Source organism: Streptomyces sp. NPDC045846 (genome assembly GCF_056431605.1).
On the sequence record NZ_JBWKKJ010000003.1, the window covers coordinates 341,834 to 361,350 of the forward strand.

14 protein-coding genes and 4 pseudogenes are annotated in these 19,517 nt (G+C 72.3%); 14 read left to right on the forward strand and 4 right to left on the reverse strand.

All coding sequences use genetic code 11. From position 1 onward, the window contains the following. Positions 1-325 precede the first annotated feature (325 nt). The 3 genes from AC07F3_RS10605 to AC07F3_RS10615 all read left to right on the forward strand — a co-directional run bounded on the left by AC07F3_RS10605 (position 326) and on the right by AC07F3_RS10615 (position 2,630). A complete protein-coding gene (locus tag AC07F3_RS10605) occupies positions 326-1,684 on the forward strand; it encodes an AMP-binding protein (protein WP_479112502.1) in 1,359 nt (452 codons plus the stop codon). A gap of 144 nt (positions 1,685-1,828) precedes the next feature. After that, complete coding sequence (locus AC07F3_RS10610) at positions 1,829-1,993, forward strand: DUF5993 family protein (RefSeq protein WP_479112503.1); 165 nt, start codon at positions 1,829-1,831, stop codon at positions 1,991-1,993. A 1-nt stretch (position 1,994) separates the two neighbouring features. Beyond that, a complete protein-coding gene (locus tag AC07F3_RS10615) occupies positions 1,995-2,630 on the forward strand; it encodes a disulfide bond formation protein B (RefSeq protein ID WP_479112505.1) in 636 nt (211 codons plus the stop codon). 15 nt (positions 2,631-2,645) lie between these two features. Here AC07F3_RS10615 and AC07F3_RS10620 read toward each other — a convergent pair. Further along, positions 2,646-3,203, reverse strand: a pseudogene (locus AC07F3_RS10620) (chloramphenicol phosphotransferase CPT family protein); the annotation flags it as partial. A 207-nt stretch (positions 3,204-3,410) separates the two neighbouring features. On the opposite strand from AC07F3_RS10620, the gene AC07F3_RS10625 reads away from it, so the two are divergent. Further along, a complete protein-coding gene (locus AC07F3_RS10625; RefSeq protein ID WP_479112507.1) occupies positions 3,411-5,600 on the forward strand; it encodes an MGH1-like glycoside hydrolase domain-containing protein in 2,190 nt (729 codons plus the stop codon). A gap of 103 nt (positions 5,601-5,703) precedes the next feature. Continuing rightward, positions 5,704-6,855, forward strand: coding sequence for a winged helix DNA-binding domain-containing protein (locus AC07F3_RS10630; RefSeq protein ID WP_479112509.1), 1,152 nt, complete (start codon positions 5,704-5,706; stop codon positions 6,853-6,855). Between the two features lie 36 nt (positions 6,856-6,891). Here the strand turns inward: AC07F3_RS10630 and AC07F3_RS10635 are convergent, their stop codons facing one another. Further along, complete coding sequence (locus AC07F3_RS10635; RefSeq protein ID WP_479112511.1) at positions 6,892-7,710, reverse strand: DUF6585 family protein; 819 nt, start codon at positions 7,708-7,710, stop codon at positions 6,892-6,894. 623 nt (positions 7,711-8,333) lie between these two features. On the opposite strand from AC07F3_RS10635, the gene AC07F3_RS10640 reads away from it, so the two are divergent. The 8 genes and pseudogenes from AC07F3_RS10640 (at position 8,334) to AC07F3_RS10675 (ending at position 16,822) form a co-directional block, all read left to right on the forward strand. Continuing rightward, positions 8,334-8,804, forward strand: coding sequence for a pyridoxamine 5'-phosphate oxidase family protein (locus tag AC07F3_RS10640; RefSeq protein ID WP_479112512.1), 471 nt, complete (start codon positions 8,334-8,336; stop codon positions 8,802-8,804). 75 nt (positions 8,805-8,879) lie between these two features. Beyond that, on the forward strand, positions 8,880-12,038 hold the full coding sequence (locus AC07F3_RS10645) for an amino acid adenylation domain-containing protein (RefSeq protein WP_479112514.1): 3,159 nt from the start codon (positions 8,880-8,882) through the stop codon (positions 12,036-12,038). Next, positions 12,035-13,249 carry a cytochrome P450 family protein gene (locus AC07F3_RS10650; RefSeq protein WP_479112516.1) on the forward strand — a complete coding sequence of 405 codons (1,215 nt, stop codon included), beginning with the start codon at positions 12,035-12,037 and terminating at the stop codon, positions 13,247-13,249. Before AC07F3_RS10645 ends, AC07F3_RS10650 begins: the two co-directional genes overlap by 4 nt. Positions 13,250-13,302: 53 nt before the next feature. Further along, positions 13,303-14,529 carry a cytochrome P450 gene (locus AC07F3_RS10655; protein ID WP_479112518.1) on the forward strand — a complete coding sequence of 409 codons (1,227 nt, stop codon included), beginning with the start codon at positions 13,303-13,305 and terminating at the stop codon, positions 14,527-14,529. 235 nt (positions 14,530-14,764) lie between these two features. Beyond that, positions 14,765-15,568 (forward strand): maleylpyruvate isomerase family mycothiol-dependent enzyme, encoded by an 804-nt coding sequence (locus AC07F3_RS10660; RefSeq protein WP_479112520.1) that lies wholly within the window; start codon positions 14,765-14,767, stop codon positions 15,566-15,568. Between the two features lie 118 nt (positions 15,569-15,686). Continuing rightward, a pseudogene (locus AC07F3_RS10665) lies at positions 15,687-16,256 on the forward strand (histidine phosphatase family protein). A 119-nt stretch (positions 16,257-16,375) separates the two neighbouring features. Beyond that, a pseudogene (locus AC07F3_RS10670) lies at positions 16,376-16,516 on the forward strand (IS630 family transposase); the annotation flags it as partial. A 45-nt stretch (positions 16,517-16,561) separates the two neighbouring features. Then, positions 16,562-16,822 carry a hypothetical protein gene (locus tag AC07F3_RS10675; protein WP_479112522.1) on the forward strand — a complete coding sequence of 87 codons (261 nt, stop codon included), beginning with the start codon at positions 16,562-16,564 and terminating at the stop codon, positions 16,820-16,822. Between the two features lie 278 nt (positions 16,823-17,100). Here AC07F3_RS10675 and AC07F3_RS10680 read toward each other — a convergent pair. Then, positions 17,101-17,247 (reverse strand): annotated as a pseudogene (locus AC07F3_RS10680) (IS630 family transposase); the annotation flags it as partial. 69 nt (positions 17,248-17,316) lie between these two features. Between AC07F3_RS10680 and AC07F3_RS10685 the strand changes: the two are divergent. Next, on the forward strand, positions 17,317-17,727 hold the full coding sequence (locus AC07F3_RS10685; RefSeq protein WP_479113081.1) for an SMI1/KNR4 family protein: 411 nt from the start codon (positions 17,317-17,319) through the stop codon (positions 17,725-17,727). 207 nt (positions 17,728-17,934) lie between these two features. On the opposite strand, the gene AC07F3_RS10690 is transcribed toward AC07F3_RS10685, so the two are convergent. Further along, complete coding sequence (locus AC07F3_RS10690; RefSeq protein WP_479112523.1) at positions 17,935-19,473, reverse strand: carboxylesterase/lipase family protein; 1,539 nt, start codon at positions 19,471-19,473, stop codon at positions 17,935-17,937. Positions 19,474-19,517: the final 44 nt, after the last annotated feature.

Below are 19,517 nucleotides of genomic sequence, written 5' to 3' on the forward strand. Positions count from 1 at the left end.
CAGAGGCCGCACGGACCTGCTTTCACCGGCCGGCCCCTTCCCTCCGCACGGGGAGGGGCCGGCCGTCGGCCTGGTCGACCGGCGCGGGCCCCGGCGTCCCTCCTGGTCGCCCTCACTCCTTGGACCTTCTGCCGAGGGCAGGCGGCGTCCATGGTCGGGACGGCGCCTTGTGCGGGGCGCAGGGCGACGGATTGGATTGCCGAGATCGCCTCGGCGGGGCCGGTCCCGACCTCGGGGTCGGGACGCGCGCCGTCGGGACCACCACCCGGCGGGCGCGGCGCGATCCGCACGGCCTCCGTTCCCGCGCCGGTACAGAAGGAAGCGCATGACATCCCTACTCGACGGGTGCACGCCCTGGCCCAAGGAGTTCGTCGACCGCTACTGGGCGGCCGGGTACTGGCGCGGCAACACACTGGACAACCTGCTGCGCGGCTGGGCCCTCCAGCACGGGCCGCGGACCGCGCTCGTGCACGGCACCACACGGCTCACCTACGCGAAGCTGAACCGGCAGGTGGACCGCATGGCCGCCGGTTTCCGGCTGCGCGGCATCCGGCCCCGCCAGCGGGTCGTCGTCCAGCTGCCGAACGTCCCCGAGTTCGTCACCACCGTTTTCGCGCTGATGCGCGCCGGGGCGATTCCCGTGCTCTGCCCCCTGGCACACCCCGCCTCCGAGGTGCCCGAGCTCGTGCGGATCACCCAGGCGGTCGGGTACGTCGGTCCCGCGACGCACCGCGGTGTCGACCACACGGCGATGGCGGCGGACATCGCGGCCCGGTGGCCGTTCCTGCGACGGGTGTTCACATGGGAGGCGCCGGGCACCGAGTCCCCCTACGGCGGTCTCACCACCGACCCTTCGGGCTGCCAGTACTCACCGCTGGGCTCCCTCGACGCCGCGCCCGAGCCGGCGCTCGCCCAGAGCGCGGACCAGGTGGCGTTCCTCCTGCTCTCCGGCGACGGCGGCACCGCCGCTCCCCGGCTCGTTCCGCGCACCCACAACGACTACGGCTACCAGGCACAGGCCGCCGCCGAAGCGGTCGCCCTCACCGAGGACGACGTGTACCTCGCCGCCCTCCCGGCCGCGTCGGCCTTCGCCCTCGGCTGTCCCGGCGTCATCGGCACCCTCTCCGTCGGCGGCACCGTCGTCCTGGCAAAGGACCCGGAACCCGCCGCATGCCTGCCGTTGATCGAACGGGAGGGAGTCACGTTCACCTCGCTGGCGCCCCCGACCCTCCAGCGCTGGCTCGATGAACTCGCCACCCGCCCGGCCGAGTTGAGCAGCCTGCGCCTGCTCCAGGTCGGCGGTCCACCCCTGCCCCGGGCCACCGCCGAACGGGTCGGCCCGGAGCTGGGCTGCCGCCTCCAGCAGGTCTTCGCCCCGGCCGAGGGTCCGCTCATCCTGACCCGGCCCACCGATCCGGACGAGACCGTGCTCGCCACACAGGGCCGCCCGCTCTCCCCCGACGACGAGGTCCGCCTGGTCGACTCCGACGGCGAGGACGTGGCCGACGGCGCATCCGGCGAGATGCTGGCCCGCGGCCCCTACACTCCGCGCGGTTACTACCGGGCCCCGGACCATCACGCGAACTCCTTCACCGCCGACGGCTACTTCCACACCGGCCACCTCGCGCGACGCACCCCCGACGGCGCCTTCGTGGTGACGGGCCGCGCCGACGGCGTCCGATAGCAGCGGCCCCGCGGAACTCCGCCCAAGCCTTGACGGCGGCAGGAAGGGACTGCCGCCCCGCGGGTGCGCCGTACGGACGTACGGCCAGGTCACGCGTGCGCGGCGGCTCGAAACCCACCGGATCCGTACGTACGGTTCGCGCCCATGGACACCATCATCTTCGCGGGCCTGCTCGGCACGCTCGTGACCATCTGGCAGCAGCGGTCCAGAGCCGTGGTCCTCGGCGGCTGGGCGGTCGTGATCGTGCTGGTCGCCGTGCTGTTGAACCACCACATCACCAGCAGCCTCGGCCTGGGACTGAGCTACTGACATGACGGACCCGACGACTCCCCCGCTCGACGCGGGCCGAAGGCTCCCGGTCCTCGGCCAGGTGCAGTTCTGGTTCGCCTGCTTCTTCGCCGTCGGCTGGACCGGCGTCGTGTGCGCGGGCCTCGGCGTGCAGTTCATCAGCTGGGACTATCCCTGCCCGTTGTGCATGATCCAGCGGATGTTCATGCTGCTCGCGGCGCTGGGCGCCGCGACCGTCGTCCGCAGGGGCATGACCGGCACGGTGTCCGGACGCGACTACATGACCGGCTGGGGCCTCGCCCTGATCGCCTGCGTCGGCGGCGGTTTCACGGCCTGGCGACAGACGATGCTGCACATCCTGCCGGGCGACAAGGGCTACGGCGACCCCGTGCTCGGACTGCACATGTACGTCTGGGCGTGGATCCTCTTCGTGGCGTCCGTGGCCGCCGTCGGGGTGGTGATGGCCTTGGCGCACATCACCGCCGACTCCACGATTCCTGCGTCACCGAACCGGCTGCTCGGGAACCTGGCCATCGGCTTCGTCGCACTGATCATCGCCGTGAACCTGGTCGCCGTCTTCCTGGAGGAGGGCTTCCACTGGTTCCTGCCCGACGATCCGGTCCGGTACCAGTTCTTCTCCGACATCGGCGTGGTCTGAGAGCTCCGACGCCGAGCCGCTCCCCAGATGGCGCAGGCGCAGGCGTGTGAACGCCGTGGGGCTGGGGCGGTGCGGGAGGAACTCCTTGATCCGCTGCGCGCATTGGCGTGCGGTCGCCGTGCCGGTGTCGCACTCCATGTCGTAGTCGCCGTGCGTGTGCACCAGGTTGTACTGGTGCGCCGCGAGGCCCGGCGGCCGGTCGCCCCGGGCCAGTTCCCGCCGGGCCAGCTCCTCCGGCGGGCAGTGCACGCCGACGAACAGCACGTCCTGCGGGCGCAGCACCCTCAGGCAGTCCCGCAGCCGCCACGGCTCGCTCAGCACGTGGTCGACCACGAGGTCGTTGCCCGCCCGGGCCATGCCCGCGACCGCCCGGTGGAAGCCCATCCTGGTCCTGCGCAAGGCCCGGTCGAGCTCCGCCGGTCCGAGCGCCCGCTTGGTGCGCATCGCGTTGAAGCCGTCCACCGCCAAGTGGGAGTAGACACCGTCGTCCAGGATCTCCAGGAGCTCCCGCGCGATGCTCGACTTCCCTGAACTCGACGTGCCATTGAGGAAGATGATCCTGCCAGGCGTCATGCCCAGCATGGTCACACACCCGCGACGGCCGGAGAACCAGGCGGCCAGGTGAATGACGTTCCCGGGGCCGCTCTTCGCCGCCGAACTCCGGTGCACCTGCGGCGAGTTCAGGCCGGAGCGGGTGAAGGTCTGGCCTCGGCGCGGGGTCCGGTCCATGCTGCACTCTTCGGATCACGCCCCCGGATCGCGGAAGAACGGAGTTCGCCGATGCGGCCGTACCCGCGCGCCCTGTATGTCCTCGCGCTCGTCCTGGCCGTGGCCGCCACCTGCGTCCAGCCCACCGCCGCCGCCCCGGCCCCGCGCGGCGCCTCCGCCGGATACGGCTCCCGTTACGACGACGTGCTCGACCTGCGCGGCACTCCCGTCACGGCGCTGCCCGGCGACGCGCGGGACAACAACCCCGTCAACGTCTTCGCCGATCAAGGGGCTTGGCATGCCTACGCCCTGCCCTCGGCCGAAGCCCCGGGCGGCTACGGCGGCTTCACGGGCCCGCTCTACATCGCCCAGGAGTATCCCTGGTGGCTCAGCACCTCCTTCAGCCGCATCCGGCTGAGCGAAGGCGGCCGCACGCTGGACCTGGCAGGCGGCGCCGAGCCCCGCTTCACCTCCCGCCCGGGCTCCCTGATCCAGACGTACGACATCGGCGGCGGCCTGCGGCTCACCCTTGAACTGCGGTACGCCACCCATCGCACCGCGCTGGTCCGCGCCGCCGTGCGCAACACCGGCCGGGCGGCCCGCACCCTGGGTGCCGACTGGACGGGGGCCCTGCTGCGGCCCGCCGAGGCCCCCATGCGCCAGGCCCCTCACCTGGCCGTCGCGCCCGGGGGTGTGGCCGTCGACTTCGCCAAGGTGCGCGCACCCGACGACTTCCTCACCGACGGCACCGAGCGGTTCGAGGTGCGGCACGCCGACCCGGTCCGCACGGCCGTGACCGGTGACTCCTACCGTACGGAACTGACCCGGCCCTTCACCGTCGCGCCCGGCGCGGAGCGCTTCCTGGACTGGACCGAGAGCTTCACCTTCACCGGGGCCGAGCGCGCCGCCGAGGCCGGTGCGGTCCGGCTGACGCTCGCCGACCCGGCACGGACCGTCCGGGCCGCAGAGGCCCGCTGGCGGCGGTACGTCGACGGCGTGACCGCCGGGGTCCCGGCCGCGCGGCGGCGCCTCGCCGTCAAGGCGCTGGAGACGCTGGTGACCAACTGGCGCAGCGCCGCGGGCTGCCTCGCACACGACGGGATCACGCCGTCCCTCTCGTACAAGTGGTTCGCGGGCGGCTTCTGGGCCTGGGACACCTGGAAACAGGCGGTCGGCACGGCACGCTTCGACGCGGGGCTCGCCCAGTCGCAGATCCGCTCGGTGCTCGACCACCAGATACCGCCCGGCTCCACGACCCGGCCGCAGGACGCCGGGATGATCCCGGACGTCGTCTTCTACAACGACCCGCGGCGGGGCGGGACGAACTGGAACGAGCGGCACAGCAAGCCCCCGTTGGGCGCCTGGTCGGTGTGGCAGGTCTACCGCCGGAGCGGGGACAAGGACTTCCTGCGCGAGGTGTACCCCAAGCTGGCCGCCTACCAGAACTGGTGGTACCGCAACCGGGACCACGATCACAACGGGCTCGCGGAGTACGGCGCGACGGTGGACCCCGCCAACGACACCGCCGAGCACCAGCGGCAGGCGGCGGCATGGGAGAGCGGCATGGACAACGCGCCGCGCTTCGACGCCGCCCTTGGCACCTCGGTCGTCCCCAACCGGGACGGCGCGGGCCGGGTGACCGGCTACTCGCTGACCCAGGAGTCCGTGGACCTCAACGCCTATCTCTCCGCCGACCAGGAGTACCTGGGCCGGATCGCCGCGGAGGTGGGCGACCGGGCGGCGGCGCGGGACTGGCGGGCCAGGGCCGCCGCCACCGCGCGGGCCGTACGGGAGAGGATGTACGACCCGGCCACCGGCTGGTTCTATGACACCGCGCTCGGCACGGGCACCCGGCTGACGGAGCGGGGGCGCGGGATCGAGGGCGCGATCCCGGTGTGGGCCGGGGCCGCCACCCAGAACCAGGCGGCAGCCGTGCGCGAACGGCTGCTGGACCCGGCCGAGTTCGCCACTCCCCTGCCTCTGCCCACGGTCTCCAGAAGCTCGCCGTACTTCGCTGCGCGGCAGTACTGGCGCGGGCCCGTGTGGCTCGACCAGGCGTACTTCGCCCTCGCCTCACTGCGCCGCTACGGATACGGCGGCGACGCGGACGCCCTGTCCGCGCGCCTGCTCGACGGTGCTGCCGGGCTCAGCGGCGACGCACCCCTGATGGAGAACTACGACCCGCTGACCGGAGCCCCCCTCAACTCACCCAACTTCAGCTGGTCCGCGGCCATGGTGCTCCCGCTGATCGCGGAGCACTGAACGCGCCACGTGTCACAGGGTGTCGGCTCGGCCCGGCCGCCGCGGTTCGCGTGGGAGGCCGGAAGCTGGCGGGCGCCGGTGGGGCGGGGCAGAATTCCGGGCCATGGAGATCACCGAACGCGGGCTCAACCGGGCGACCCTGAGTCGGCAACTACTGCTGGCGCGTGAGCCGTTGTCCGTGCCGGACGGCGTTCGGCGTCTTGTCGCGCTCCAGGCACAGCAGCCGGCCTCGCCGTATCTCGCGCTCTGGAACCGGCTCGCCGGTTTCGCCCCGGCCGAGCTGGACGAAGCCTTCGCCCGGCGCACCGTCGTCAAGGCGACGCTCATGCGCATCACCCTGCACGCCGTGGCGGCGCAGGACTATCCGGTCTTCCGTGCGGCGATGGAGTCGACGCTGTACAGCTCCCGGCTCGGTTACCGCTTCGCCGCCGCGGGGCTGACGCCCGCGGACGCCGAAGAGCTGGTGCCGCGGCTGCTGGCCTTCGCGGAGCGGCCTCGCAGCGCGGCCGAGATGCAGGCCTGGGTCGAGGAGCGGCTCGGGGCCGCGAAGAAGGACGGGGGGTGGTGGGGGCTCAAGGCCTACGCGCCCTTGCAGCACGTACCGACGGGCGCGCCCTGGTCGTTCGGTGTCCGGCCGTCCTACATCAGCTCCGGAATCGAGCCGCCTGTCGCCGGGCGGGCGGGGGACCCGAAAGCCCTGCGCACCCTGATCCTGCGCTATCTGGCCGGGTTCGGGCCCGCCTCCGTGGCCGATGTGGCGCAGTTCGCGCTGGTGCGGCGGCCCCTGGTGAGCGAAGCGCTGGCCGCCCTGGACGGTGCCGTCGTACGCCTCCAGGGGCCGGGAGGTGTCCCACTGTTCGACCTTCCGGATGCCGACCGGCCACCGCCGGACACCCCTGCTCCACCCCGGCTCATGGCGATGTGGGACAGCATCCTGCTCGCCTACGCGGACCGGGGGCGTCTGATCCCGGCGCCCTACCGGTCTTCGGTGATCCGGAACAACGGCGACGTGCTGCCCACCCTGCTGGTGGACGGCTATGTCGCCGGAGTGTGGCGGCCGGTCGACGGCGGCATCGAGGCCACCGCCTTCCACCCGCTGCCGACCGCCGCCTGGGACGGCCTGGCCTCCGAGGCCCGGTCACTGGCGACTCTGCTCGCCGGGCGCGAGTCGGCTCCGTACGGCCGCTACCAACATTGGTGGGCGAAGCTTCCCCAGGTGGACGTCGAGGTACGGACGCTGCCCGCGCGGTCCTGACCGGACCGGTGCCCGGGACTTCTCGGCCCGCGGCTGTCAGCGGCGGGCCCTGCGCAGCAGACGGTCGGCGAGGGTCAGGAAGACGAAGAGGTTTGGGACGACGGCCACGGAACGGTTGCTCAGCGTGCGCCACCGTCCGGTGACCTGGATCTTCAGGTACCCGTTGACGACTTCGACCGCCTGGATCTCCTGCCAGGACAGGGACTCCTTCTGGGAGCCGATCCGCTCGGCGCTCATCCACAGGTGGCCGAAGTCGAGCCGCTCCCCCGCCTGGACGGCCGCGACGGCACGCGGCAACTGGGCGTCGGTGACGCCCAGTTGTATCGCCTTGCCCCAGGCGTCGAAGCCCTCCAGGACCCCGCGCGCCACCGTCCGGTCCGAGCGGCCGCGCAGCACGACCTTCGCCCCGTCGACGTCGAGGAGGGTGTACTCGTAGTCCGTGTGCCCGAACGCACCGGTGTGCCGCACGTTGTTCTGCCAGACAGAGGTCGCGTCGTAGCGCACGACACTCAGCCGCCCGTCACTCGAGACGACGCAGCCGTCCCGGTAGAGGTCCAGCCTTAGAGTCGCGTTGCGCCGCGACCCGGCCCGCTCCCACGAGCGGCCGAGCAACGAAAGACCGGCCAGCACAGCGAGCACGAGCGCCCCGCCCGCCATGCCGGCCACCAGCAGGACCAACGCGACCACGCCGAGCAGGATGGCCAGGATCGTCATGCATCCCATCCCGCTGGGATCCTGACGGCCCCCGTAGGCGGCCACATGGGCGCCGAGCCGCGCCCGGCCCGCCGCTTCGGCCACCCCCTCCGGTATCGGCGCGGTCTCCGGCCCCTCCGCGTACGCCCCCTGATCGGTCAACTCCGGCCCCCCTCCGGTTGGTCGGTGTCAGCCCACTGCCGCACCACACATGAACGCACCACATTAGCCATGGCCGATGAACCCCGGATAGCCCGGAGGGTAAGAACGAACAACTCCCCTGCCGAAGGACGCGACAGCACTGCGGGCCACCGGGAGCTGACGACACACCTCCACAGCACACTTTCCGGGCAGGACTCGGGCGGGGGCAGGGGCGGGCGAGGTGGGTCGGTGCGGGCTGCTGCGCCTTCTCGCGACAGGGCCGGGCCGGACCCGCGGGTCACGCCGGTGACCCCCGTGTTTTCAGCCGACGCCGAGGAGCGGCCCATTCGCCCGGCACATCCCCGCGCCTAGGGTGCGAGCCGTGGGGTGACCTCTGCCCCTGTGCCGGTTCCCGGGCTCTCCCGCCTACCGGACGGCTTCGCCGAAGGCCCCGCGCCGGGCCGTTCACGGCTGGACCGAGACTCCGCATAAAACCGGCTCAAAACGGCCTAAACCCTCTGTTTTAGTGGCTATTTGGTCGGGGAGTGATCACTCGTTCGCACGATCGCTCACCGTGGTGGCGCCCCCGACGGCGTCACCCCGGCCAAGTCACCCAGACGGGAGCTCCACCCATGCTGCCCTCCATGCCACGCCACGCCCGCGAACACTTCCTCGCCGAACCACGCGTCGGCGTCCTGGGCGTCGCCGACTCCCGGGGCGGCGACCGCGCGCCCCTGCTCGTACCGGTCTGGTACGGGTACGAGCCCGGCGGCGACGTCGTCGTCGGCACCGGCCGGGAGAACATCAAGGCGCGGCTCCTGCGCGCCGCGGGGCGGTTCAGCCTCTGCGTGCAGGACGAGACGCGGCCGTACCGGTACGTCAGCGTCGAAGGGCCGGTCACCGCGGTCGAGGACCCGATAGCCCCGGCCGTCCGGGACGCGCTGGCGCACCGGTACCTGGATCCCGAGGAGGCACGCGCCTATCTGGCGGCGACCTCGGCCCAGCTCACGGACGACGTCCTGTTCCGCATGCGTCCCGAGCGCTGGCGCAGCGCGGACTTCGCCGCGTTCGCCGCCGACTTCGCCGAGGAGGGCTCGGGCGGCAGCAGCGGCTGAGCGCCACCGCCCCGAGATCCCCGCACGGGCCGCGCCGGCCCCGCGCACGTACACCGTTCGAGCAAGAAGGACCTCATGAACAACACCGACGTTCCGTTATCCCCGTCACGACCCTCAGCCGCGTCCACGCCCCGGGCGGCCGGGACACCCGCGCCCGCCTACCCCCGGGACAGCCTCATCCCTGAGCTCTTCGAGGCCCAGGCCGCGGCCCGGCCCGACGCACCGGCCGCCCGGCACGGCGAGCGCGTCGTGACCTATGGCCAACTCGACGCCCACGCCGACGCGTTGGCGGACCGCCTGCTCGCACGCGGCGTCCGCCCCGGCGACCTGATAGGCGTGTGCGGCAGCCGCTCGCTCGAGGCACTGGTGGCACTGCTCGGGATCCTCAAGGCGGGCTGCGCGTACGTGCCGCTCGACGAGGACCTCCCACCGGCCCGGCTGCGGGCCATGGCCGAGGACGCGGGGCTGAGCGCCGCGGTCACCCTGCCCGGCAGCACCCGCCGCGTGCGTGGTCTACGCGCGTCGGTCGAGGTCGGCCCGCTCGACCGGGCCGTGGCCGCCGCCGACCGGCCCGCCCTCGCGCGGACCGGCTCCGCGACGGACTGCGCGTACGTGGCCTTCACCTCGGGGACGACCGGCCGCCCCAAGCCGGTCGCCGTGCCGCACCGTGGCGTGGTGCGCCTCGTCCTGTCCGACCCCGAACTCCCCCCGCCGGGGCCGGGCGACGGGATACTGCACGCGTACGGACTGTCCTCCGACGCCTCGACGATCGAGATCTGGGGCGCGCTGCTCACCGGCGCCTGCCTGGTCATCGCCGACCGCGCGGAACTGCTCTCCCCCGCAGCGCTGGAACGGCTCTTCCGCACGGCCCAGGTGACGGTGGCCTATCTGACGACGAGCGTGTTCCACCTGGTCGCCCGGACCCGCCCCGCCGCGCTGGCCCCGCTGCGTTTCGTCTCCGCCGGCGGCGAGGCGATGGACGCACACCTCGCGAACGCCGTCCTCGCGGCCTGCCCCGACACCACGGTGGTGAACTTCTACGGCCCGACCGAGAACGCGGTGGTGTCCACCGCGCACGTCCTGAGCCCCCTTCCGCACGACGCCGCACACGTCCCCCTCGGCCGCCCCTTCGGCGCCACCACCTGCCACGTCCTGCGCGCCGACGGGTCGGTCGCGCGGCCGGGCGAGGAAGGGGAGTTGTACGTCGGCGGGGACGGCCTGGCCCTGGGGTACCTCGGCGATGCCCGGCTGACCGCCGAGCGGTTCGTCTCGCTGCCCGCCGTCGAACCCGGCGGACTGCTGTACCGGACCGGTGACCGGGCCCGCTGGGACGCCGACGGGCTCCTGGAATACCGCGGCCGCCTGGACCGCCAGGTCAAGCTGCGCGGAGCCCGCATCGAACTCGACGAGGTGGAGGCCCGGTTGCGGGCCCACCCCGAGGTCGGTGAGGCCGCCGTCGAAGCCGGATCGGACACCTTGACCGCCTACGTCACCCCCACGGCCCCCGGCCGCACCCCGCCGCTCGCCGCCCTGCGTGCCTACTGCGCCCAGTGGCTGCCCCCGCAGGCCGTCCCGGCTCTGGTGCCCCTGGACCACCTCCCGGTGACCAGCGGCGGCAAGGTCGACCGCGCCCGGCTCAAGTCCGTCACCCCGCCGCCCGGCCCGGGCACCGACGCGGTGATCGCTCCCGAGCGGGGCGGGCCGAAGATCGAGGGGCTGCTCGACGCGCTCGCCGAGGTGTGGCAGCAGGTCCTGCGCGTACGTCCAGCGCCCCAGGACGACTTCTTCCTCCTCGGCGGTGATTCCCTGCTCGCCTCGGAGGCCGTCACCCGCACCCTGGCCGTGCTGGGGCTGGACGCCGCACTCGGCTCGACCTTGATCAGGGCCCTGCTGGCCACCCCTACGCTGGAGGGCTTCGCCACCGCCGTACGCGAGGCCCGCGGCGGCGCCGGCGCGGGTCCCGGGCCCGTCGTCGACTTCGTACGCGAGAGCGGGCTCGGCTTCACCCTGCCGCCCGCCGAAGGTCCGGCGCCCACCCCTCAGAACCCCAAGGAGGTGCTGCTCACCGGAGCGTCGGGGTTCGTCGGAGTGTTCCTGTTGCACCGCCTCCTGCGCACGACCGCCGCCCGCGTCCACTGCCCCGTACGGGCGTCGGACCCGGCCCACGCCGAGCAGCGCGTACGCACCGCTCTCGACCGCTACGGGCTGCGCCTGGACGAGGCCGAGTGGCGGCGCGTGGCGTGCTTCCCCGGGGACCTGACCCATCCGCGACTGGGCCTCTCGGCCTCCCACGCGGCCACCCTGAGCCGTCACCTCGACCTGATCCTGCACAACGGCGCCCGGGTCAACTTCCTCTACCCATACGAGCAGTTGCGCCCGGCGAACGTCGACGGGACCCGGGAGGTCATCCGGCTCGCGGCCCCGCGCCGGGTGCCGGTGCACTTCGTCTCGACCGTCGCCGTCGCCGCCGGATTCGGCACCGCCAGGGTGCGCGAGGTGCCCGAGGACCTGCCGCTCGCCCACGCCGACCGGCTCACCATGGGCTACGCGGAGAGCAAGTGGGTCGCCGAGGGCGTCCTGCGCAAGGCCGCCCAGCAGGGCCTGCCGGTGGCCGTGTACCGGCCCTACGAGGTGACCGGCGACCGCGAGCACGGCGCGTGCAACACCGAGACGGCCATCTGCTCCCTGTTCAAGACCATCGCCGAGACGGGCCTGGCCCCCGACATCGAGCTGCCGATGGACTTCGTCCCCGTGGACCACCTCGCCGAGTCGGTGGTCCACATCGCCACCCACCAGCCGGCCGACGGCCGCGTCTACCACCTCACCAACCCCCGCCCGGCGATGCTGTCGGACGTCCTGGACCGCATGCGCGCCACGGGCATCACCCTGCGGACCCTGCCGTACGCACAGTGGGTCGGCGAGCTGGTCCGGTACGTCGCCGAGAACCCGACGAGCGCCACGGCACCCTTCGTGTCCCTGTGTGTGGACCGCGGCCGCGACGCCGACATGTCCGTCAAGGAGATGTACCTCAAGGGCACCTTCCCGGTCCTCGGCCGAAGCAACGCCGAGGGGGCACTGGCCGGCAGCGGGCTGCACTGCCCGCCGGTCGACGCGGAGCTCCTCGACCGGTACCTGGAGTACTTCTTCACGTCCGGCTACATCGCGCGCCCGGGCCACCCGCCGCACCACGACACGCCGTACACGCCCGATGCGGGATCGGAGAACGCCGCATGAGCAGCCCCAAAGCCCTCATCCCGGTACCGGAGGCCGAACCCGGTACGGCGGGCCCGCCCTGCGCGTACGCCCGGTTGCGGGCCGAACGGCCCGTCGTCAAAGCAGAGTTGCCCAACGGCGAGAGCGGCTGGCTGATCAGCCGGTACGAGGACGCGCGTGCCGCGTTCGCCGACTCCCGGCTCGTCCGGCCCCTCCTGTCGGCCTGGCCGCCTCGCGAGGGGGCCGACGCGCCGCCGCCCGCCCTGCCGACCTTCCTGGAGATGACCGGCGAGCACCACGAGCGCGTGCGCCGCGCCGTCCTGCCGATGTTCGGCCGGCGCCGTCTCGCAGGCATGCGGCCCCGGATCCGGGCGATGGCCGGGGAACTCGTCGACGCGATGGTGGCCGGGGCGGGTGCGCACGGAACGGCTGATCTCGTCGCGTCCTACGCGGATCCGCTGCCGCTGCGCGTGCTGTGCGAGACCACCGGCCTGCCCTACGAGGACCGCGACATCTACCTGCCGCACACCCTCACGCTCCTCGGCGCGGCGGGGCTCACGATGGAGGAGGTGCTCGCGGCGCTCCAGGCGCTCCAGGACTACGCCGACGAACTCATCTCCGTCCGGGAGAAGAACGGCAAGGGCGACGACTACATCGGGGAACTCCTGGCGGAGGCCAGGCGACCGGGCGGCAGGCTGAGCCGGGACGACGTCGTCAGCTTCGTCGTCACCATGCTCATGGCGGGCTACAAGACCAACATCCAGCACACCGCCAACGCCCTGCTCGTGCTGCTCACCCACCCCGACCAGCTACGCGGCCTGCGCGAGGCACCCGAGCGGATCGACACCGCGGTGGAGGAGCTGCTGCGGTACGTCCCGCTGATGAACGCCATCAACATCCTCGTCGCGACCGAGGACCTCACCCTGCACGGGCAGCGCATCCGGGCCGGAGACGCGGTCGTCCCGGTGCCCGCGTCCGCCAACCGCGACCCGGAGGCGTTCGCCACCGCCGACCGTCTCGACCTCACCCGGTCCCCCAACGCGCACCTCGCGTTCGGACACGGCCCGCACGCGTGCCTGGGCGGGCATCTGACCCGCCTGCAACTCGCCACCGCCATCGAGGTGTTGCTGGAACGGCTGCCCGGGATCGAGCTGGCCGTGCCGCACGAGGCCATCGCCTGGGACGAGTCCACCCCGCTGCGCGCCCCGGCCCGATTGCCCGTGCGGTGGTGACTCCGCCCGCTCCGCCGAACCGTACGCGACCCGATGAGAAAGGCCCGCATCCCGTGACCGCACCGCACGCACCCACCACCGGGGCGACCCCGCACGACGGCTCCCTCCCGCACTATCCGTTCAGCACCCGGGGCGACCGGCTCGCCCCGGAACTCACCGAGCTGCGCGGCGGCTGCCCGGTGGCGCGGGTCCGCACCAACTCCGGCGATCAGGCCTGGCTGGTTACCGGATACGAGCTCACCCAGCACGTGCTGCGCGACCGCGCCTTCGGACGCTCCGTGCTCGCGGAGGCGACCAGCCCCGCACAGGACGCGCCGATCATGGCGCCCGAACTGCTCGACGCCATGAACCACCTCCAGAAGGCGGGCCTGCGCGACGAGGTCCTCAAGGCCCTCGGCCGCGACCAGCCCGCCCTTCCCGCCGACTGGGTCGAAGGCGTGACCCGCGAGGGCCTGGACGCGATGGTCCGCGACGGCGCCCCCGGCGACCTCCAGCGCCACTTCGCGGAGTGGGTCGCCGCCCAGTGCATGTGCCGCCTCCTCGGCCTGCCCTTCGAGGACCACGCGTGGCTGGCCCACCGGGCCGACCTGGACCTGACCATGGTCACCCCCACCCACGAGGAACTGGCCCGCAACTGGGAGGAGATACGCCAGTACATGCAGGAGCACATGGCCGCCCGCGACCCGGGCAGCCCCCGTGGCCTGGCCGACCGGCTGGCCGACCTCAACTCCCCCCAGCAGGGCCTTACGGAGCGTCAGCTCTCCAACATCGTGTCCGTCCTCTTCGTGAGCGGCTACGAGGACTTCGCGAGCTTTCTGGGCGTCGCCTCCCTGAATCTGCTGCGCCATCCCGAGGCCATGAGCAGGGTCAGGGCACGCCCGGAGACCATGCCGCAGTGCGTGGAGGAGCTGCTGCGCTGCAGTGTCGTCCTGGGCAACGCCATCCCGCGTTTCGTCACCCGCGACGCCCAGCTCGGCTCCGCCCGGGTGACGGAGGGCGAGATGATCCTGCTCTCCCTGGACGCGGTGAACTACGACCCGGCGGCGTTTTCCGACGCCGAGACCTTCGACCCCGCCCGCTCGCCCAACCCGCACCTCCGCTTCGGCTACGGACGCCATCACTGCCCCGGCGCCCACCTGGTGCGGCGCCAGTCCGAGGTCGCCTTCCGCACCCTCCTGGACCGGCTGCCCGGCATCCGTCTCGCCGTCCCGCCCGCGGAGGTCCCCTGGCACCCCAACCGCATGGCCATCATGGCCGCCGAGATCCCCGTGACCTGGTGAGCCCCACGCGCCCCCGCCGAACGGCCCGCACGCCGTGACGCACCGCCGCCCCCGCCCTTCCCGGACGGGGGCGGCCTTCCCGAGCGCCGCCTTGCGGAACGGGTGATCACGGTGCTGGACTGGGGCGACGCCCCACGGACGCGGGGAGCGCGGTCCCGTCCGCGCTCAACCCCCGCTCACCGCGGGCCCGTTGGCGACACAGTCGACCCCTGCTGGGTGAGGAGTGCTCGGGGACATGGACCATGTGAGTCAGTTCCGTCGTGACATCGAGGCTTTCGAGAACGCCGCGCTCGACGCAGCGGGAAAGGCCGAGGCCGACGGGATTCCGCTGGTGCCCTCATGCCCGGGCTGGTCGGTCGCCGATCTCGTGTTCCATCTGGGTGCCGTGCACCGCTATGTGAGCCGGGTGATCGGCGAAGGGCTCCTCGACCAGCCCGACGACACCGACTTCACGTTCCTGTCGCTCCCTGCGGACCCGAAGGGCTGGCCCGATCCCCGACACGCCCCGAACCAGGCCGCGTTCCCCTCCGGTCTCCTCGCGTGGCTCCACGAGGGGGCCTCCCGGCTGGCGACCCTGTTCACCGAGCACGATCCCACCGAGCGGGTGTGGTCCTGGTCCCAGGAGCAGTCCGTGGGCTTCTGGCAGCGCATGCAGGCCATCGAGGCGGCCGTACACCTCTGGGACCTCCAGAACGCCCTGGGTGAGGCCCGGCCCGTCGACCGCCTGCTCGCCGCCGACGCCGTGCGCCACACCTTCGACGTCATGGCCCCCGCCCGCCGCGCCCGCCACAACGCCCCGGAGGGGCAGGGCGAACGGCTCCGGTTCCGGCAGTCCGACGGCTCCGGCGTCTGGATCGCACAGCTGGATCCGGACGGCGTCCGCCTGGACACGGGCACCCAATGCTGTGACGTCGAGCTGACGGCCACGGCATCGGACCTGATGCTCTTCCTGTGGCACCGCATCCCCGCCGACGGCCTGGAGGTCCGGGGCGACGGCGCCCTTTTGGAGCGCTACTTCCAACTGGTCCCGCCGCTGTAGCCGCGACCGTCGCGACGCCTCACCGCGGTTCGTCCTCCGCCCCGTGCCGAGCCCACGACGCTAGTACCGGGTCAGGCAACGTTCGCCCTGTGTGCGGTGTGAGATACGTTTCTCGGCCATGGGCGAGTTGATATTGATCAGGCACGGTGAGACTGCGTGGAGCCGGACCGGCCAGCATGCCGGCCGCACCGACCTGCTGTTGACCGAGGCGGGGGAGGAAGCGGCGCGTGCGCTCGCGCCTCGGCTGGCCGGACGGGAGTTCGCCGCCGTCTACAGCAGCCCGCTGACTCGGGCCGTGCGGACGGCCGAGCTGGCGGGGCTGAGCGGCGCGGAGCCCGACGCCGACCTGATCGAGTGGGACTACGGCCGCTACGAGGGGCTGACCGCCGAGCAGATCCAGGAGCTCAAGCCCGGCTGGGAGTTGTGGCGTGACGGCGTGGACGCGGGCGAGGACCTCGGGCACGTGACTGTGCGGGTCGACGCCTTTCTCGGCCGGGTCCGGCCGGTGCTGGACAAGGGTGACGTGGCCGTTGTCGCGCACGGCCATCTGTCACGCATCCTCACCGCGCGCTGACTCGGGCTCGACGCGTCAGCCGCACGGCAGTTCGGGCACCCGTATCCGGGGACGATCAATACGCTGGGTTACGAGCATGGGCTGCCGGTCGTACTCGGGTGGAATGTGCCGTAGTGGCGGTTGTCCACGCCCCGTCCGAGGTACAGCTGATGCTTGATCAGGCGGCCCTGTTGTGATGTGCCGCGCCGTTCGGGGTGCTGTGCCGGGCGGCGCGTGATCGTCATTGTGTCCGGGTGGCTGAACGAGTACGTGTACGTGAGATCGATGATGATGAGGGTCGGCGGCTGCTGCGGATCATCCGCCGGGGCACTGGGTCGGTGGTGACCTGGCGGCGGTCCCAGATGGTGCTGCTGTCAGCGCAAGGCATGCCGCTAGTGCTGTGACCGCTATGGTTCGCCGGCTTGAGGAGGAGGACCGGGGTGTTCGTCGAGATCGTGTTCGTGGGGCTGCCAATCGATCGTGACGAGGTCGAGGAGGCACTGGAGGCGGCGTTCGAGCTCGACGGCGAGGTCACCGGCGCGGGAAGCGGCATGGGTAGCTGTCATCTCGACCTCGAAATCGCGGAGGGCTCGAACCGTGCTGTGGCCCTGGATCGGCTTCGGGCGGTGCTGTCCGAGCTGGGGGTCGCGGAGTGCGCGACCTTGTCATACCGGAGGACGGCGAGCCCGAAGTCGTCTTAACGGCAACCTCGCCGTCGGCGCGTGGGCACAACCCGCGAGAGCCCCGGAGAGGTGGTCGACCTGATGGCAACACTGAACGCCAGCGTGGCCTCCGCGAAAGCCGACCGCGGCGAGCTGGGCGGCCCGGTCGCCACCGTGCGCGACCTGCCGAAGAAGCGGGCCGCGAAGAAGCCGGCGCGCCGCCCAAGAAGGACGCCGCGAAGAAGCACGCCACCACGAAGGCCACCAACCGCAAACCCCGCTCCGCCTGAGCCCCGCCCACAGGCCTTCGGGAGGCATTGCGCCACCGGCATGTGCTGGGCGGACAGCAGCACCATCTGGGCCCGGCGCCAGGTCACCACCGACCCGGTGCACCGGCGGACGATCCGTACCAACCGTTTGCCCTCGTTGTCATCGATCTTCCGGACCTGCACGCGTTCAGCCACGTGATCATTCTGGTCGTCCGCGACCGGGCGGGAGGGAACCTGTGGGACACCGCTCCTACGATGCTGGCCATGGCACGCTTTGAAGATGTCCAGCGCTCCCTGTGGGACACGAGTAGCGAGTACACGGTGCAGCCGGCGCTAACCGACCGGGCGGTCGTGGAGGCCCAGCGATTGCTCGATGTCACGCTTCCCAATTCCCTGCTCGATCTCTTGCGCCATCGGAATGGCGGCGAGGTCGCCGACGAATGGAATGCCTTCCCCACCAGTCAGCCGACCTCCTGGAGCACCGACCACGTCCCCTTCGACACCATGTTGGGCATCGGCCGTCGCAGGGGAACGACCTCCCTGCTCGACAGTCCGTATTTGGTCGGGGAGTGGGGACTTCCAACCGGAATCGTGCTGTTCTCGGGGGACGGGCACTGCTGGATCGGACTCGACTACCGCGCCTGTGGCCGACACCGGGAACCCTCCGTTGCCTAGTTCGATGCGGACTTCGACACCGATCTCGCCCTCGCCCCGGACTTCCGGTCCTTCATCGAAGGCCTTACATCTGCCCGTAACTTCGAGTGAGAGCCCACGGCTGGAACTCCGGCAGAGCTCACTGCCGCACACAGTGGGCATCTCGCTCCGGCATGTCGTCTCTACCCCCGACCGGGTTCAGCGGGGCGAACGTTGCATGATGCGGCACTAGCCACCGGTCAGCGGCAGCGCGGGAAAGGTGTGGTCGCGCCAGATCCGGCGGGAGGCTTCCTCCGGGTACGAAACGACGGTGGGCTCGGCGTCGAAGAGTCGGGTCCGGCGTCGCTGGGTGTCGTACGCGGGCCAGCCGGGGTCTCCGTGCGCGGCGAAGGCCGTCCACGCGGCGCGCATGCGCGCGGACAGGGCTTCCGCCCGCGGATACGGAGCTTCCCCGATCAGCGCGGCGGGCCGGCCGCGGTCCAGGGTGCCGAAGACCAGGGGCACGTCCAGGCCGTGGCAGGCGCCGAAGGCACCGCCCATGCCGGGCGCGGGCCAGGTCAGTTCGTACAGGTGCGCCCGGCCGCCCCCGGCCACCTGGGCTTCGGCCAGGCGGAGGGTCGGCATGCGGAACAGCCAGTCGGACTGGACCAGTTCGTACAGCTCGTCCGGGCTCGCGGCGGGGAACGCGTCGCGGTACCGGCGTGCTCCGTCCGGTTCCGGGGCGAAGGCATCGAGGGCGGCCGCCGCCTGCTCCTCGGTCACCTGGCCGAGGAGCCCGTCGAGCACGGTGAACAGGCGTTGTTCCTCGCGGGTGTGGCCGGCCATGAGGTCGACGGCACGCCCGGCGCCGTCGTCCAGCGCCTGCCACGGCGTGGTCCTCAGCGTCTCGCCGTCCACGACGGGCGCGAAGAACACCGACCGTCGCGCGGCGCGGCCCCAGCGATGCCCCCTCTGACCGGCCTTCGCGGCGACCGCGTCAGCGGCGGCGGACAACCGCCGCGGGTCCACGTCCGCCAGGTCGGCCGCCGTCGGGCGCAGTCCGAGCTCGGCGGCGCAGGCGGCCGCGATGTCGGCCGCGAGCTCCGGTGAGAAGTAGGTGCCCTGTGCGCTCTGCGCGACGGCACGGCGGAACAGCCCGGCCGCACGGTCCGTGGCGAGGAGCGCGGCCACCGATCCCCCGCCCGCCGACTGGCCGAAGACGGCCACCCGCCCCGGATCGCCGCCGAAGGCCTCGATGTGGTCGCGCACCCACTCCAGGGCGGCCACCTGGTCGAGCAGGCCCCGATTGGCCGGGGCTCCCTCGATCTGCGCGTAACCCTCCATGCCCACGCGGTAGTTGAAGGTGACCACGACGACCTGGCCGTCCCGGGCCAGCCGGGTGCCGTCGTACTCCGGCAGGCCGGACATGCCGATCACATAGGCACCACCGTGGATCCACACCATCACCGGGAGCCCCGCGCCGGTCTCGGGTACGGGTGACCAGACGTTGACCGTGAGCCAGTCGTGGTCCGCCGGGTCGCGCGCCAGGGCATCCATGCCGAAGTGGGCGGCCTGTGGTGGCGGCGGGCCGTAGGAGACCGCCTCCCGCACGCCGCTCCAGCCACCTACGGGCCGCGGCGCGGCGAAGCGCAGCGCGCCGACCGGTGGCTCGGCGAACGGGATGCCCCGGAAGACCGCGACCCCGGCCTCCCGGGTGCCGCGCAACACCCCATGAGAGGAGCGCACTTCGGGCCGTGAGGCAAACGGCTCGGACCCGGCACCAGTCATCGTGGCTCCCCTGCGCGAGGGTGGAGGCCGCACCGCCTCCGTAC